Here is a 16,387-nt window from a genome sequence, read left to right as displayed (position 1 = left end):
CATTCTCCAATATTCGATAAATCGTCAGTAACGGAAGGACAGCGTTGCCCCATAGGTGGCGGGCATTCCGGCAAATCGAGCCGAAACGTCGGCAATCTTGTAGGCATTGGTCCAGTAATATTTGTCACCGACGTTGCGGCCCCAGATGCTGATCCGCCAACGATCGTTGGCACTGGCGACCCCGGCGCGTAGGTCGATCAGGCTGTACCCGTCTATATCCAGCGTCGGATTCTGGCCGAGTGCCCCGTTGGTCTTGCTTCGCCCGTTGATGTTGCCGCCGACAAAGCCGTTCAGCGTGGATGACAGTGGGAATTCATAATCGGCAGCCACCGACCACTGCCAGCGCGGCGTGTTGGGGAAGGCCTCTCCCTTGAAATTCTCGACCACGCCATAGGGGTCGAAATTGACGAAATTGCCGATGCGGCTGCGCACATAAGTCACGCCCGCGTTGATCGCCAGTCCGCGTACGGGGCGCAGTACAGCCTGAAGTTCTGCCCCCGTCACCTTCGACTTCGGGATGTTGACCAGCAGGTTCAGCGGGCCGAAAATATTCGGCGTCAGTATGACGCTGCCCAATGTCTGCTTGTCGCGATAGTCGTAATGGAAGACCGCGCCGTTGAGTTGCAGTTTCCGGTCCAGCAGCGTCAGCTTGAAACCGGCTTCATAGGCGGTCAGCTTTTCCTGCGTTACGGGCGTATATTGGGAGTCCGACGATGCCGGGATCAGCGGGAAAGCGCCGACCTTGTAGCCACGACTGACGCTGGCATAGAGCAGCGTGTCCTGGTCTGGCTTGAAGTCGATGCCGGCGCGCCATGACAGATTGTCCTGCGCCAGCTTGGTGCGCGTGATGGTCGGTTGCAGCGTGGCGTTGAGCTGGGTGCATTGCGGATTGGGACCGAGAGCCAGGGGATCGCCCTGGGTGATGATGCCGAGGCCGATCGCCAGGCTGCCATTGGCGCTGTTGCCGGTGCAGCCGGTGAACTTGTCCGACGTATCGGTGTAACGCAGACCGCCATGCAACGTGATGCTGTCGTTGAGCGCCAGATCGACATTGCCGAAGACGCCATAGGTCTTGAACCGCTGTTCCGACGTGATCGGGATCTGGTCGGGCACCGGCAGGCCGAAGAAGACGGCGAACGGCGCGAAGCCCGACGCTTCGGTCGATGTCAGCCGCTGGGTCTCGTCCACCTTGTTGTTTTCATGGTTGGCGCCGATGATCCAGCGGCTGCCGGAACCGAACTCGCCCGAAAGCCGCACTTCCTGGAAGAAGGCCTTGATCCGGCCGCTGTCGATCGTATCGACCATCACCAGCGCGGTGCCGTCCGGATCGACCACATCATGCTGCCTGTAATCGGAATAGGAGGTGAGCGAGGTCAGCGTGACGCTGTCGCTGAGCTCATAGTCGAACCGTCCCGTCACCTGCCACTGGCGGTCGTCGCGGCGGGGGTTAAGGCCCGCCGTCCAATCGCCGACGCGCGCGTCGGAATTGACGATCGGCTGGTTCGCAAGGCGAGGATCGACGAAAGGCGGCATCAGCGGATTGACCTGGATAAGCTGCGCCGCCTGCACGTCGGACTTGTCCCAGAAGGCGTTGAAGCCGATCTTCGCCTTCAGCCGTCCCCCATTATAATCGATGAGGCCGCGAAGCTGGGTGAAGTCGCGCTTGCCGTTGCCGTCATCTGGCCGGGTCGCGCTGCGCTGCCATTCGCCCGATCCCTCATGCCGGGCGGCGATCCGTACCGCGACTGTATCGCTGATGGGACCGGAGACGAAGCCGCCCAGATCCCAGCTGTTGAAACGGCCGTAGCTGGCGTCGGCACCGGCACTGAGATGGTCGGTCGGCCGGGCAGCGATATAATTCACCGCACCGCCGGTCGAATTGGACCCGAACAGCAGGCCCTGGGGGCCCTTCAGCACTTCCACCCGTTCCAGGTCGAAACTGGCGCTGCGCGTCATCGCCGAAAAGGGAAGGGGCGCTTCGTCCTGATAGACTGTCACCGTCGGTGTCGAGCCGATGTCGTAATTGTAGAAGCCCACGCCGCGCAGCGAATAGACCGGCGTGCTGTAGGCCGACTGGGTGAAGGTGAAGCCCGGCACGATCTTGCCGAGGTCGTTGGCGCTCTGGATACCGGCCTTGACCAGTTCGTCTCCCGATGCCGCGCTGATCGACATGGGGACGTCGTTGATCGATTCCGCGCGCTTGGTCGCGGTGACGATGATGTCGACATTATTGTCGGGTTGTGGCGCCTCCTGTGCCAGGAGGGGCGCGGCCGACAGAAGCGCTGTCGTAAGTGCGGCGCCGGACACGGCTGTTGCAAGACGCGTGAACGTCATCTTCTTCCCTCCCACTTGCCTGCGTCTTTGTTTGGCGACGACTTCGGCTTTTCTCTTGACCACAGGACTAGAACATCTCCATCATCGAATGAAGCGATAATTATCGATAGCGATTATCGTCTATGGTGATAGGAGGGGCGAATGCGACATGTGGTGATAGTGGGTGCGGGCAATGCGGCGTTGTGCGCGGCTATTGCCGCGGCGGAGGCGGGCGCGCGGGTCACGATATTGGAGCGAGCGCCCGAAACGGCGCGGGGCGGTAATTCCGCCTTTACCGGCGGATGCTTCCGCACCGTCTATGACGGGGTGGAGGATATTGCTCGGCTCGTTCCCGACCTGACGGAGGAGGAGCGCGACGGCAGCGACTTCGGGCGCTATGATGCGGAGAAATTCTATCTCGATCTGTGCGAGCTCAGCGGCTATCGCGCCGATCCGCTGCTGATCGACATATTGGTGCAGCAGAGCCTGCCCACCCTGTCATGGATGCGTGACCAGGGCGTGCGTTTCCTGCCGGCCTATGGCCGGCAATCCTTCAAGGTCGATGGACGCAACATCTTCTGGGGCGGGCTGACCGTGGAGACGGCGGGCGGCGGCGTGGGCCTTGTCGATGCCCTGTTCCGCCGGGCCGAGGCGCTGGGTGTCACGATCCGTTACGACCATAAGGTCGAGCAACTGATCGGCAATCGCCACAGGATCGAGGGTGTCGTCGTCAATGGCGAGCCTCTGCACGCCGACGCGGTCGTGCTGGCGTCGGGCGGCTATCACGCCAACAGCGAATGGCGGGTGCGCACTTTGGGGCAGGGATGGGATCTGGCGAAGGTCCGGGGTTCGCGCTATAACACCGGCAATGTCATCCAGGCCGCCTTCGCCATCGGCGCACGGTCGCATGGCAACTGGTCGGGCTGCCACAGCGTATTCTTCGATGCCGGGGCCGAGGACTTCGGCAATATCGCCATGCTCAACCAGCAGAAGAATTATTTTACGCTGGGTATAGTCGTGAACCGCAATGGCGAGCGATTTTTCGATGAGGGATCGGATTTCCGCAACTATATCTATTCGAAAATGGGTGCGGCAATCCTGCGTCAGCCGGGTGGAACGGGCTGGCAACTGTTCGACGCTCAATCGATCCCTATCCTGCCCGACGAATATCGCGTGCCCCGTGCCGCGCGGTTCGAATCGGACACGCTCGAAGGACTGGCCGCCAAGCTGGAGGGCATCGACCGCGATGCGATGCTGCGGACGATCGCGGATTTCAACGCGGCGGTGGACGATGGCATGCCCTTCAACCCGGCGGTGAAGGATGGCCGTGGAACCCGGGGGCTCGTCATCAACAAGAGCAATTGGGCGCGGGCGCTGCGGGAACCGCCCTTCGTCGCCTATGAGGTCACTTGCGGCATCACTTTGACCTATGGTGGCCTCGCGATCGACGAGCAGGCGCGCGTGCAGAGCGAGGAGGGGGAGGCGATCGCGGGCCTCTATGCGGCGGGCGAGTTGGTCGGCGGGCTTTACTATGATCGCTATCCCGGCGGTGCGGGCCTGACCAGCGGCGCGGTCTTCGGGCGGATCGCGGGGGAGCAGGCCGCCATGGGATGACCTGCCGGGCCCTAATCCCCCATGATATCGACTAGCGCCTGACGCAGCCAGGTAAGCGCGATATCCTTCGATTGATCCGGTCGCCATGTGGCCGAGATATCGATTTCGGGAGTGGGGAGGGGGGGCTCGATCCATTTGAGCTTCCATTCTCCCTGGAGCGTCACGGCCAGCCGCTTGGGCAGGATCGCCACCGCGTCGCTGCTCGCGACGATCCGGGCAAAGATCAGATAGTTGCCCATGGTCAGTCGCAGATTCTGGGCCTTGCCCAATTCGTCCCACAGCATCGTTTCGTGGTTGAAGGATACGCGGGGTAGCGCCGAATAGCCGACATGGCGCAGCCCCAGGAATGCGTCGGCCGACATGCCGGGATAGAGCGCGTCATTGTCTTCTGCGCCGATGCAGACATAGCTGTCACGATAGAGCAATTGCCGCTCCATCCCCGATACGCGCAGGGCATTGGACGGAAAGATGAAGAGATCGATGTCCGGCCGTGTCGAGCGATTAAGAAATTGTGGTCTGATCTCCACAAAGTCGAAGGATAGTTGTGGTGCCTCGCTGGCCGCCCGCATCAGCAACTGGCCGCCGACCAATGCCGCGACATAGTCTGCCGTCGCAATCACCAGGCGCCGTTCGACAGTGTCGATCTGACCACGCGACTTGGTGATGACGGCGCGCACGCCGTTCAGCAATTGTGATACGTCGGGCATGATCTGTTCCGCCAGCGGCGTCGGCACCATCTCGCTGCCCGTCCAGGTGAACAGTTCATCGTCCAGCGCTAGCCGCAGCCGGTTGAGCGCGGCGCTGACCGTGGACTGGGCCAGGTTCAGCGTCTTTGCCGCATTGGACACGTTGCGGTTGGTCCAGATCGCTTCCATCGTGACCAGCAGGTTGACGTCGAAATCCCTCAGTTGCATCGCTCTCGCTCATTAATCGTTTGTGGTGATAGTGACTATCTAAATATATCGTTTCTGACAATAGGCGGGCGGCGCTAATCCAGTCCCATCAGCTCGCGGCAAGCGAGAGGCAGGAGTGGATCGATGGCAGAACTGCAGAATCTCGCCTATGTGGTTTTTGGCGTCAGCGACCTGGCGGCCTGGCGGGGCTTTGCCACCGACATCGTAGGTCTTGGCACGACGACGACCCCCGACGGCAGCCTGGGGCTGCGCATGGACGATCATCCCTGGCGGATGCTGGCGACACAGGCGACGGAGGATGACCTGACCCATGCGGGTTGGGATGTCGGTTCGGCCGAGGAACTGGAAGCCTATGTCGCCGCCCTTCGCTCCAAGGGAGCGGATGTGCGGGAGGAAGATGCGCAACGGGCGTCGGCGCGCTCTGTCACGCGGCTCTACAGCCTTACCGATCCCAATGGGGTCATCCATGAATTTTTCAGCGGACGGACCGGCCTGATCCCGGATGGCGGCAATCTTTCGCCCATCCTGCGCGGTCCCGGCTTCATGACCGGCGATCTCGGCATCGGCCATATCCTGCCGGTCTCGCGCGATTATGACGAGGGCGTCGCCTGGTATCGCGACATATTGGGTCTGCGCTACAGCGACCGCATCCGGCAGTTGATCGCCCCCGGCGTCTATGCGGACGCGACCTTCTTCCATAGCGCGACCGGCCGTCACCACTCGCTCGCGACCGGTTCCTTCCCGTCGTCCAAGCGGCTCAATCATCTGATGCTGGAATATCGGGACATGAACGACGTCGGCCTGGCCTGCGACCGCGCCAAGAAGGCCGGCATCCCGATCGTCCTGGAACTGGGCCATCACCCCAATGACCAGATGTTCAGCTTCTACATGCGGACCCCTTCGGGCTTCGGGATGGAACTGGGTCATGGCGGTCTGGTGATCGACGAGGTGAGCTGGGAACCGCAAATCTACGACCGCATGTCGGACTGGGGTCACGCCCGCAACATGAACATGGCCGACTGACAACGGCCCCAACCCAATCAGGGAGCAATTATGTCTATCTGGATCGATTTTCTCGGCGCCGAAATTCGCTATGTCGACACGCCCAGCTTCGGCCGCGTGCGCATTGCCGAAGCGGGCAAGGGCAAACCCGAAGCCCTGTTCTTGATGCACGGCATTGGCGGCCATATCGAGGCCTATTCAAAGAATGTGGTGCCGCTGGGCGAGCATTTCCACGTCATCGCCTTCGATTTCGTCGGTCATGGGCTATCGGAAAAGAAGACCGACATCGAATATCCCGCCAGCATCTATGCCGATCAGCTCAAGGAGCTGATGGACGCGCTTGGCATCGAGAAGGCGCATATTTCCGGGGAATCGCTGGGAGGTCTCGTAACCGGCCTGTTCGCGGTCAAATATCCCGAACGCTGCCTGCGCCTGATCCTCAACACGGCGGGCGGCATTCCGATCATGACCGACAAGGGGCGGCAGGATCTGGTGAACCTCGCCACGCTGACCGAGAAGAATTACGGCAAGCCGCCCAGCTTCGAGAGCATCAGGGAACGGATGCAGTGGCTCATCTATGAAGGCAATTGGGACCTTCTGACCGACGAGCTGATCGAATCCCGCCTCGCTATCTATTCGCGGCCCGATTTCCAGAAGTCCGCGCCGCTCGTCTTCGCCCGGCTGAACCAGGCCAAGGCCGGCGGCGGCCAGTCGATGCCCGACGCGATGGAACTGGAAAAGATCGAGCAGGAAGCGCTGTTGCTCTGGACCACGCACAATCCGATCCATGACGTCCCCGCCGCCGAGGCCGCCCTGCCGCGCCTCAAGAAAGGCAAGCTCTACGTCATGCGGAAGGATTGCGGGCACTGGCCGCAATATGAAAGCCCCGAGGAATTCGATGCCGTGGTGGTCAAATATCTGACCACCGGAGAGGTCTGAAAGCCATGGCCGCCGCGCTCGCCCATCCCGTCCCGCCGTCGCCGCCCATGGCGCCCAAGCCGGACCTGTTCCGGCAGGGCATGCGGCGTCTGGCCGGGGCCTGCACGATCATCACGTCGGTCGCACCGGGTCAGGGGCGGGAGGGGTGGGCCGGGCTGACGGCGACGGCGGTGGCGTCCGTCACGGCCGAACCGGCGCGGCTGCTGGTCTGCATCAACCGCTCGACCTGGGCGCATAATATCATCAGCCAGTCGCGCATCCTGGGCGTCAACATATTGGGCGGGGATGCCCTGCCGCTCGCCAAGCGCTTCGCCGGTGGTGTCCCGCCGGAGGAGAAATTCGGCGAGGGCAACTGGCTGACCGCCACCAGCGGAGCGCCCTTGCTCGGCAGCGCGCTCGCGAGCTTCGACTGCCTGGTGAGCGAAAGCATCGAGGCCAGCACGCACGACATCTTCATCTGCGACGTGCTGGGCGTGCTGCTGCGCGAGCCGGGCGGCGATCCGCTCATCTATTTCGATGGGGCCTTCCTGCCCGAACGTCCCATCCCATGAACAATCAGAAACAAGGAGAGCCGGCCATGTCCGTTGCCGTTCTGGGCCAGAAGGCCAGCGAAATTCCGACGCCCGATGAACTGGTCGCCCGCGCCCTCGCGATGGTGCCGGGCCTGCGCGCCCGCGCCGACGCGATCGAGGAAGCGCGCCGGGTGCCCGACGATGTGATCGCCATGTTCCGCGACGCCGGTTTCTTCCGCATCCTTCAGCCCAAGGCCTATGGCGGGTGGGAAATGAACCCCATCGTCTTCATGCGGGTGCTGGGGGAACTGGGCCGGGGCTGCTGCGCCAGCGCCTGGGCGATGATGATCCTAGGTGTCCACAACTGGGAATTCGGCCTGATGGAGGATCGCGCCGCGCAGGATGTGTGGGGCGAGGATGACCAGACCATCATCGCCTCCTCCTATCCGCCTATGGGTGAACTGACCAAGGTTGAGGGCGGCTGGCGCCTCAAGGGCCGTTGGCCCACCTCCAGCGGCAGCGACCATGGCGCCTGGGCCTTCATCGGCGCGCTGGAACGCAATGAGAAAGGCGTGCCGGTCGATCGCCATGCCCTGCTGGTCAAGCGCGAGGATTATGAGATCATCGACGACTGGTACACGTTCGGCCTGTCGGGCACCGGCTCCAAGAGCCTGCTGATCAAGGATGCCTTCATCCCCGACCATCGCGCCCATTCGATGATCGATTACAAGATGGACGACCGGCCGACCAACTATCTCTTCCCCTTCGCCATGATCTTCTATTCGTCCGTATCGTCGGTGATCATCGGTTTCGCGCAGGGGGCGATCGACGTCTTCATCGACCAGATGCAGGTGCGGGTCGACAATGGCACCGGCGCAGCGACACGGCTCAGCCCCTATGTGAAGGACCGGCTCGCCAATGCGGTGGCCAAGGTCCGCGCATCGCAGGCCCGCATGGAACAGATGATGGCGCATTGCACGCAGATCGTCGAACGGCGCGAACTGGTATCCACCGACGATCGCATCCATTATATGCTCGACATGGCCCGCATCGGACGTGAGTGCGAGGAGGCGGTGCTGACGCTCTACAAATGTACCGGCGCGCGGGGCGTGTACAAATCCAATCCGATCCAGCGCTATCTGCGTGACACGCTGGTGGCCGCCAATCACGTGACCCAGGATGCCGACAATAATGCGGCGGCGCTGGGCGGCTATCTGCTGAGCGGGGAATTGCCGCCGATGCTCTATGAAAAGCCCAAGGCGGGCTGAGCCATGGGCATCCATATCTGGCACCAGAGCTTCACGGTCCTCAGCGACCTTGCCGCCTATGACGATGCGTTGAAGGCGCATTTCAGGCGGGTGGCGCGGCCCGACACGGTGATCGATATGCACGGCATGCGCGAGGGCACATACCGGACCAACTATCCGGGTGACGACATCAAGCATGTCGGCTTCCAGTTCCTGCACGCGATCCAGTTCCTTCAGGGTGCGTTGATAGCGGAACGGCAAGGCTATGACGCCTTCGCCTTGAGTACACTGCCGGAACCGGGATTGCGGGAAATCCGCGCTTTGGTCGACATGCCGGTGGTGGGCTATGGCGAATGCGCGGCGCGGGCGGCGGTAGACGACGGACGCAAATTCGGGGCGCTGGTGTTCATTCCCGAACTGGCCGAACTGTACCGCGACAATGTCCGCCGCCACGGCCTTGGTTGCCGTCTGGTAGGCGCCTGCGACGTGGGTTTCCGGTTCACGGATGTGCTCGCCGGTTTCGCCAGTCCCGGCCGGCTGATCGATCGCTTTCGGGATGCGGCCCGCGATCTGATCGGCAGAGGCGCGGAAGCGATCGTGCCGGGGGAGGCGCCGCTCAACGTGCTGCTGGCGATGAACGGCGTCAGCGAAGTCGACGGCGTGCCGGTGATCGATTCCCTCGGTGCCTGGGTGCGGGCGGCGGAAGCGGCGGTGGATGCCCGCCGGAGCGGTATGCAGGCAGAAGGCACCGGCTATTTCGGGGCGATCCCCGATCCGGTGCGGCGCGCCGAGATTCTCGATTTCTACGGATTGAACCCGGCATGACCCCTGGTACGATGGATGTGATCGTCATTGGTGGCGGGGCGGCGGGCTGGGCCGCGGCCTTGTCCGCCGCGCAGCGTGGCCTGAAGGTCATGCTGTTGGAGAAACTGGCTGAATCCGGCGGGTCTTCCGCCATGAGCGGCGGTTGCCTGGCCTTTGCCGGCACCGATCTGCAAGTCGCTCAGGGCGTCGCCGACGGCCCCGACCTGCTGTTCGCCGACCTGCGCGAGGTGGGTCAGCGGGTGAACGACGCGGATCTGGTCCGCACCTATTGCGATGCGCAACTCGGCACCTATTCGTGGCTGAAGGCTGCCGGCGTGACGTTCAGCCCGGTGATCGAAACGGCGGCGGGTCAGTCGGTGCCGCGCGTGCACAGCGTCGATCCTGCCGATATGGTGCGTGCTCTTCGAGCCGCGGCGGAGGCGACCGGCCGTATCGACTATCGCACCGAGACCATAGCGCGGACGTTGCGTCAGGATACGGGCGGTCGCGTGACCGGCGTCGTCCTCGACAACGGCGAAACGCTGGAGTCGGCGCGCGGTGTCATCATCGCCAGCGGGGGTTTTGCCAAGAATCCGGCGCTGCTCGATCGCTATGCCCCCCATTATGCCCCGGCGGTGTTCGTCGCTGGTGCGGGGTCGCAGGGCGATGGCCTGCAAATGGCGCAGGCCCTGGGTGCGGAGCTGCGCGACATGGATTATGTCAAGGGCACCTTCGGCAAGCATCCGACCGACGAGAGCAACGACCACAGCCTGCAAGCGGTCTACAAGGGCGCGATCGCCGTCAATCAGGACGGGCAGCGTTTCGTCGATGAAAGCATTTCCTACAAGCTGCTGGGCGACGCGGTGATGGCGCAGCCCTGGCATTGCGCCTATCAGATCATGGACCAGGGGATTTTCGATACCGGCGACGACCGCGTTCGCATCCTGGATTTCGGGCGGCGGCTGGAGGAGGGGCTCTTCTATGTCGGCGATACGTTGGCGGACCTCGCCGCGCAGATCGAGATTGAACCCGATGTGCTGGTGGCGACGGTGGACCGTTACAATGCCCATGTCGACGCCGGGCACGATCCCGATTTCGGGCGGTCGCACCTTGTCCACCATCATGGCGCCTTGCGCCGGATCGATCGGGCGCCATTCTATGCCTATCCCTCGACCGCCGTGGTGTTCGGCACCTATTGCGGCCTGCGCATCGATTCCGACGCGCATGTCCTGCGCGCCGACGGGAGTTGGATAAAGGGGCTTTACGCCGCCGGCGAAGTCACCGGCGGCTTCCACGGCGCGGCCTATATGACCGGTTCCGCGCTGGGCAAGGCGGTGGTGTTCGGGCGGATCGCGGGGCAGGCGGTGGCGTCATGAGGATCGTGGTGCTGATCGCGGGCGTGCTCGATCCCAAATGGCCGGTCGTGCCCGTGCCCGGCGGCCTGCCCGCGCGATCGGGCGACCGGCTGCTGCTCAGCCCCTTTGACGAGGCGGCGCTGGAACTTGCGCTCAAGATTCGCGATGCACGGGCCGACATAGCATTGAGCGCCGTCGTGGCGGGCGGCCCGGAAGCCGAAAGGCTTGCCCGCACGGTCTGCGCGCTGCATGTGGCGGACGTATCGACCCTGGCCCTCGCGACGCCCTGGGATCAGGCGGCAGTCGCGCGGACCCTCGCGCTGGCGGCATCCGGCGCCGATCTCATTCTCATCGGCCGGGAATTTGGCGATTGCGACGATGGGTTGATCCCACCGATGCTGGCTGCGATCCTCGGCCTGCCTTTCTTCGGCCGCGCGCAGGTGGTGGAATCCAATCCTGCCCTGCGGCTGATGCGCGAAGCGGGCAGTCATGAGGAATGGGTGGCGGTGGACCGCCCGATCGTCGCCAGCGTGACCAACGACCGCCGCACGCGGTTGCGCAAGCCGTTGATGAAGAATGTCATGATGGCCCGCCAGGCTCCGATCGTGCATCGGAACCCGGTGCCGGTCGCCGCCACCGGCCTTCAACTCGCGGGCAGCGCCGGACTGGCGGGCGCGCGGTCGTTCACCGATTGCCGGATGATCGACGGCGATGTGGGGGAACAGGCGCGCGCACTTGCCGCAATGCTGCGGGATGGACGGCTATGAGCGGTTGGCGGCGCATTCGGGTGGACCTTGACACGAACGAAGCCGGGGAGGTCGCACCGAACCAGTATCCGGACCGCACCCTGCTCATCCTCCCCGCCACGCCGGATGGCGATGTGCTGGCAGGTGTGCTGGCGGCCCGTCTGGATGGGGTCCTGCTGGGCCGCGTGTCGGACATCGGTTTCGATGGCGATACGCTGATAGCGACGCGCCCCGCCTATGGCGGTCGCATCCGGCTTGAACTGCGGCTGGCGCAGGGCATCGCCATCGCCACCATGAACGAACCGCCTGCCGGCGATCATGTGATCAGGCATGCGCCGCTCGCGGTACTGGCGATCGACCGGGTCGAACTGTCCGCGCGGAACGCCGCGCTGGAGGGCGCCCATCTGGTCGTGAGCGGCGGGCGCGGGCTGGATGCCGACGGTTTCGCCATGCTCGATGGCATCGCGCGGAAACTCGACGGCGCACTGGGCGCCAGCTTGCCCGCCGTCGACCTCGGCCTTGCGCCGGTATCCCGCCAGATCGGCCAGTCCGGCCATTTCGTGACGCCGCGGCTCTATCTGGCGGCCGGCATTTCGGGTACGCCGCAGCATCTGGCCGGGATCGGCGCGGCCACCCGCATCATTGCGATCAACAGCGACGCCGATGCACCGATCTTCCGCTATGCCGAAGTCGGCGCGGTGGCCGACGCCCGGCAATTGCTCCCCGAATTGCTGCGGTTGATCGAGGGGTGACGGTCAGTCGTCAATCGTCCTTGCGCGCCTGATGCGCATGATAGGCGCACGCCTTGGTGCCGAAATATTGTTCCCGATCATCATAGGAGATGACCTCGCCGCAGACCGAACAGCGATAATTTTCATATTCCGCTTTTCGATGCCAGGCCGCGGCAGCGGCGTCACGCTCGTCGTCATGATATCCCATGAATCCTCCATGCTTTCCGTCGTGCATATGGGAAGCGACGGCCGGATTGGCAGGGGCGCCGGTCGGTTTTCCGACTGAGGGGCGCGACGGGTTCAAGCCGCCTCCGTCGATCCCGCATCTTGCCGGGCGGCTACGCCGAAGCGCTGCCGATAGGCATGGGGTGCCAGCCCCGTCACACGCTGGAACAGTTTGCGGAAGGCGGACGGATCGTCATAGCCCACCTGCCAGGCAATCTGTTCGACCGGACGCCTTGTCAGTTCCAGCGCCTCGCGCGCCTTGGCGATACGGACCTGCTGGGCATATTCGGTAGGTCTGAGGCCGGTGGCCTTCCTGAAACGGCGCAGGAAGGTGCGCTCTTCCAGTCCCGCCCGGCGCGCCATGTCGGGCACGCCATGCACCTTCGCGTCGGTCGCCTGGAGCCAGTGCTGCACGGCCAATATGGCGGCGTCGCCATGGGTCAGCCTGGGGATGAACCGGCCGTAAGGCTGCTGCGTGCGGCCCGGAGGATCGATGAGCAGGAACCGGGCGGTGTTGAGCATTACGCTTGGCCCGAGCAGCCGCTCCACCAATGTCAGGCCCAGGTCGGTCCAGGCCAGTATGCCGCCCGCCGTGATGATGTCGCCATCGTCGATCAGCATGCGGTCGGCGTCGATCTGCACCGCCGGGAAACGGGACGCCAGCGTCTGCGCGAATGCCCAGTGGGTCGTCGCCTCCCGCCCCTGGAGCAACCCCGTCTCGGCCAGCAGGAAGGCGCCCGCACAGACCGAGCACAAGGTCGCGCCCTTGCCGTGGAGGTCCGTCATCCAGCCGGCGAATTCGGGCATGGGTCGCATATGATCCGGCAAGATCAGGCTGGGCGGGGTGATGATGTGGGTCAGCGCATGATCGGGATCGGGGTGGCTGTCCTGAACGCAGACGATTTCGCCATTTTCCTGATGCCAATGGCTGACCCGGATGGCGGGAGATCTATCGCCATCCACCGACTGCGCCATGTCGCCCGCGATGCGAAAAAGGTCGGTCAGCCCATATATGGCCGAAAGCTGGCAATCGGGGTAAAGGACAAGGCCTATTTCTGCGATGATCGGGCGCATTGTCAGTTTTACCTCGCATTGTGTCGTTTCTGCCAAGCGCGATCCTGCCAGTGCTCCCCTACATAGTCCACAGCAGCGGCGATGACGCCGGAAAGCAAGGAGACAGATCATGACGACGATCACCACCAGGGACGGCACGGAGATTTTCTACAAGGACTGGGGCAGCAAGCAGGCGCAGCCCATCGTCTTCCACCATGGCTGGCCGCTTTCGGCCGACGATTGGGACAATCAGATGCTGTTCTTCTTGGGCGAGGGCTATCGCGTCATCGCCCATGACCGGCGCGGCCATGGCCGTTCCAGCCAGACCGACAGTGGCAACGATATGGACAATTATGCCGCCGACGTCGCGGAACTGGCGGCGGCGCTCGACCTCAAAAATGCCATTCATGTCGGCCATTCGACCGGCGGCGGCGAAGTCGCCCGCTATGTCGCCAAGGCGGAGCCGGGTCGCGTCGCGAAGGCGGTGCTGATCGGCGCCGTGCCGCCGATCATGGTGCGGACGGAAAGCAATCCGGAAGGCCTGCCGATCGACCTGTTCGACGGTTTCCGTGCCTCGCTGGTCGCCAACCGCGCCGAATTCTATCGCGAGATCGCATCGGGTCCCTTTTACGGCTTCAACCGCGAAGGGGCGAAGGTCAGCCAGGGGCTGATCGACAATTGGTCGCGCCAGGGCCTGATGGGCGGTGCAAAGGCGCAATATGACTCGATCGCGGCTTTCTCGGCGACGGACTTCACCCAGGACCTGAAGGCCATCGACGTACCGGTGCTGGTGATGCACGGCACCGACGACCAGATCGTGCCCTTTGCCAACCATGGCGTAAAGGCGGTCAAGCTGCTGAAGAACGGCACGCTCAAGGCCTATGCGGGGCTGTCGCACGGCATGGCCGCGACCCACCCCGACATCATCAACCCCGATCTGCTCGCCTTCTTCCGCGGCTGACCGGACCAGCGGGAGGCGGGCCTTGGGTCCGCTTCCTTCGCATGCGCCCGCACCGCGCGGTCACCCGGCGGTTGCGAGCGCGTGGAGCTCTTCCTTTTCGGCATCGGATAGCTCCAGTTCCGCCGCCGCCAGATTTTCGGCCAGATGCGCCGGGCTCGACGTGCCGGGGATCAGCAGCAGGTTCTGGGAACGCGCCAGCAGCCAGGATAGCGCGACCTGCATCGGCGTCGCGTCGAGCCGGGCGGCGAGGGCGGACAAACCCTCCGACTGGATCGGGTTGAAGCCCCCCAGTGGGAAGAAGGGGACATAGGCGATACCCTGCGCCGCAAGACTGTCGATCAGCGCATCGTCGTCGCGATGGACGAGATTATAATGGTTCTGCACGCAGATCACGGGCGCGATGGCCTGTGCCTCGGCGACTTGCGCGGCGGTCGCGTTGCTCAACCCCAGATGCCGGATCAGCCCTTGCTCGCGCAGCTTCGCCAGGGTGGTGAACTGGGCCTCGATCGAGCCCTCGGTCGGGGCGTGGACGTCGCCCATCACCCGCAGATTGACCACCTCGAGCATGTCGAGGCCCAGGTTGCGCATATTGTCGTGCACGGCCTGGATCAGTTCGGCCGGACTTTGCGCGGGTAACCAGGATGCGTCGTCGCCGCGTGCGGCACCGACCTTGGTCACGATCACCAGATCGTCGGCATAGGGGTGCAGCGCTTCCCGGATGATCCGGTTGGTCACATGCGGGCCGCAGAAATCACTGGTGTCGATATGGTTGACGCCTGCCGCCACGGCGTCGCGAAGGACACGAAGCGCTGCGTCACGGTCGCGCGGCGGGCCGAACACGCCCGGCCCGGCGAGTTGCATCGCGCCATAGCCCATGCGCCGTACATTTCTGTCGCCGAGGCGGAAACTGGCCATCTTGCGAATATCGGTCATGTCGGCTCTCCTTCGCCGTGGAAAAATCGGATGGCGCCGATATGGACCGTGCTAGGCTGTGCGATAATCCGCCAAGAATCGTACAGGCTGTCCCATATGCCGAACAATGATCTTCAGGATCTCTACGCATTTCTGGCGGTCGCGCGGGCTGGAGGCTTTCGCGAGGCCGCCCGGTTGACCGATGGGTCCCCGTCAAGCCTGAGCGAAGCGATCCGGCGGCTGGAGGCGCGCATGGGGGTTCGCCTGCTCAACCGCACGACGCGCAGCGTGGCGCCGACCGAGGCGGGAAGCCGTCTGTTCGAACGTCTGGCGCCCGCGCTGGCGGAGGTCGATGCGGCGCTGGATGTGGTCAACAATTTCCGCGACCGGCCGGCCGGAACGCTGCGGCTCAACGTGCCGTCCAACGTGGCGAGATTGATCCTTCCGCCCATCATCGCGCCCTTTCTCAAGGCCTATCCCGACATCAGGCTGGAGGTGGTCGTCGAGGATAGTTTCGTGGATGTGCTGGCGGCCGGATGCGACGCGGGCATCCGGTATGACGAGCGGCTGGAACAGGACATGATCGCCATTCCGATCGGCCCGCGGTTCCAGCGGTTCGCGACGGCTGCCGCGCCCGCCTATCTGGCCGCACGCGGACGCCCCGATCATCCGCGCGACCTGCTGGACCATGACTGCCTGCGCGGCCAGTTTGCGAGCGGCGCCATCCCGACCTGGGAATTCGAGCGGGATGGCGAGATACTCCGCCTTGATCCCACCGGGCCGTTGCTCGTCCGTCTGGGCGCTGCCGCCGACCTCATGGTGGAGGCGGCGATCGGCGGCCTCGGCATCGTGCAAATCTTCGAGGACTGGCTGCGACCCCATCTGGAAAGCGGCGAGCTTCAGCCCGTGCTGGAACCCTGGTGGCAGAGCTTCACCGGGCCCTTTCTCTATTATCCCGGCCGGCGGCATTTGCCGTCCCCGCTCCGTGCGTTCGTCGATTTCGTCAAGGCGCACGGCACATGGTAACCGACTCGTCGGACGAAACGCCGGATATCGGGG

Annotated in this window: 16 protein-coding genes; 11 read left to right on the top strand and 5 right to left on the bottom strand. The window is 63.9% G+C overall.

Going from position 1 to position 16,387, the window contains the following annotated elements; all coding sequences use genetic code 11:
- Nucleotides 1-24: 24 nt before the first annotated feature.
- Nucleotides 25-2,334, bottom strand: coding sequence for a TonB-dependent receptor (locus YP76_RS09105; RefSeq protein ID WP_046763226.1), 2,310 nt, complete (start codon nucleotides 2,332-2,334; stop codon nucleotides 25-27).
- 141 nt (nucleotides 2,335-2,475) lie between these two features.
- Between YP76_RS09105 and tcuA the strand changes: the two genes are divergently transcribed.
- On the top strand, nucleotides 2,476-3,927 hold the full coding sequence (tcuA, locus tag YP76_RS09100) for an FAD-dependent tricarballylate dehydrogenase TcuA (protein WP_046763225.1): 1,452 nt from the start codon (nucleotides 2,476-2,478) through the stop codon (nucleotides 3,925-3,927).
- Nucleotides 3,928-3,938: 11 nt separating this feature from the next.
- On the opposite strand, the gene YP76_RS09095 is transcribed toward tcuA, so the two are convergent.
- Nucleotides 3,939-4,841, bottom strand: coding sequence for a LysR family transcriptional regulator (locus YP76_RS09095; protein WP_046763224.1), 903 nt, complete (start codon nucleotides 4,839-4,841; stop codon nucleotides 3,939-3,941).
- 123 nt (nucleotides 4,842-4,964) lie between these two features.
- Between YP76_RS09095 and YP76_RS09090 the strand changes: the two genes are divergently transcribed.
- From YP76_RS09090 to YP76_RS26555, 8 genes are read left to right on the top strand one after another with little or no spacing between them, the layout of a single operon-like run.
- On the top strand, nucleotides 4,965-5,864 hold the full coding sequence (locus tag YP76_RS09090) for a VOC family protein (RefSeq protein WP_046763223.1): 900 nt from the start codon (nucleotides 4,965-4,967) through the stop codon (nucleotides 5,862-5,864).
- 30 nt (nucleotides 5,865-5,894) lie between these two features.
- Complete coding sequence (locus YP76_RS09085; protein ID WP_046763222.1) at nucleotides 5,895-6,782, top strand: alpha/beta fold hydrolase; 888 nt, start codon at nucleotides 5,895-5,897, stop codon at nucleotides 6,780-6,782.
- Nucleotides 6,783-6,787: 5 nt separating this feature from the next.
- Nucleotides 6,788-7,333 carry a flavin reductase gene (locus tag YP76_RS09080; RefSeq protein ID WP_046763221.1) on the top strand — a complete coding sequence of 182 codons (546 nt, stop codon included), beginning with the start codon at nucleotides 6,788-6,790 and terminating at the stop codon, nucleotides 7,331-7,333.
- A gap of 26 nt (nucleotides 7,334-7,359) precedes the next feature.
- The gene (locus YP76_RS09075) at nucleotides 7,360-8,562 is read left to right on the top strand and encodes an acyl-CoA dehydrogenase family protein (RefSeq protein WP_046763220.1); all 1,203 of its coding nucleotides are present in this window, start codon (nucleotides 7,360-7,362) and stop codon (nucleotides 8,560-8,562) included.
- A gap of 3 nt (nucleotides 8,563-8,565) precedes the next feature.
- Nucleotides 8,566-9,366 carry an aspartate/glutamate racemase family protein gene (locus YP76_RS09070; RefSeq protein WP_052757354.1) on the top strand — a complete coding sequence of 267 codons (801 nt, stop codon included), beginning with the start codon at nucleotides 8,566-8,568 and terminating at the stop codon, nucleotides 9,364-9,366.
- Entirely contained in the window at nucleotides 9,363-10,721 is a 1,359-nt protein-coding gene (locus YP76_RS09065; RefSeq protein WP_046763219.1) for an FAD-dependent oxidoreductase, read from the top strand. The genes YP76_RS09070 and YP76_RS09065 overlap by 4 nt, the downstream gene beginning before the upstream one ends.
- Entirely contained in the window at nucleotides 10,718-11,467 is a 750-nt protein-coding gene (locus tag YP76_RS26560; protein WP_052757353.1) for an electron transfer flavoprotein subunit beta/FixA family protein, read from the top strand. Before YP76_RS09065 ends, YP76_RS26560 begins: the two co-directional genes overlap by 4 nt.
- Nucleotides 11,468-11,487: 20 nt before the next feature.
- Nucleotides 11,488-12,198 carry an electron transfer flavoprotein subunit alpha/FixB family protein gene (locus YP76_RS26555; protein WP_198147454.1) on the top strand — a complete coding sequence of 237 codons (711 nt, stop codon included), beginning with the start codon at nucleotides 11,488-11,490 and terminating at the stop codon, nucleotides 12,196-12,198.
- Nucleotides 12,199-12,208: 10 nt separating this feature from the next.
- Here the strand turns inward: YP76_RS26555 and YP76_RS27705 are convergent, their stop codons facing one another.
- Both YP76_RS27705 and YP76_RS09055 read right to left on the bottom strand, forming a co-directional pair.
- Complete coding sequence (locus YP76_RS27705) at nucleotides 12,209-12,385, bottom strand: hypothetical protein (RefSeq protein ID WP_157035721.1); 177 nt, start codon at nucleotides 12,383-12,385, stop codon at nucleotides 12,209-12,211.
- Between the two features lie 92 nt (nucleotides 12,386-12,477).
- Nucleotides 12,478-13,476 (bottom strand): GlxA family transcriptional regulator, encoded by a 999-nt coding sequence (locus tag YP76_RS09055; RefSeq protein ID WP_046763218.1) that lies wholly within the window; start codon nucleotides 13,474-13,476, stop codon nucleotides 12,478-12,480.
- 109 nt (nucleotides 13,477-13,585) lie between these two features.
- On the opposite strand from YP76_RS09055, the gene YP76_RS09050 reads away from it, so the two are divergent.
- Nucleotides 13,586-14,416, top strand: a complete 831-nt coding sequence (locus YP76_RS09050; protein ID WP_046763217.1) for an alpha/beta fold hydrolase — start codon at nucleotides 13,586-13,588, stop codon at nucleotides 14,414-14,416.
- 60 nt (nucleotides 14,417-14,476) lie between these two features.
- Here YP76_RS09050 and YP76_RS09045 read toward each other — a convergent pair whose 3' ends face one another.
- Entirely contained in the window at nucleotides 14,477-15,349 is an 873-nt protein-coding gene (locus tag YP76_RS09045) for an aldo/keto reductase family oxidoreductase (RefSeq protein ID WP_046763216.1), read from the bottom strand.
- A gap of 96 nt (nucleotides 15,350-15,445) precedes the next feature.
- On the opposite strand from YP76_RS09045, the gene YP76_RS09040 reads away from it, so the two are divergent.
- Nucleotides 15,446-16,354, top strand: coding sequence for a LysR family transcriptional regulator (locus tag YP76_RS09040; RefSeq protein ID WP_046763320.1), 909 nt, complete (start codon nucleotides 15,446-15,448; stop codon nucleotides 16,352-16,354).
- The last annotated feature ends 33 nt before the right edge of the window (nucleotides 16,355-16,387 follow it).

The sequence above is a fragment of the Sphingobium chungbukense genome, from assembly GCF_001005725.1.
In the GTDB taxonomy this organism is placed as follows: Bacteria; Pseudomonadota; Alphaproteobacteria; order Sphingomonadales; family Sphingomonadaceae; genus Sphingobium; species Sphingobium chungbukense.
Note: the sequence above shows the minus strand (reverse complement) of the source record. Positions and strands in the feature narration are given on the sequence as shown.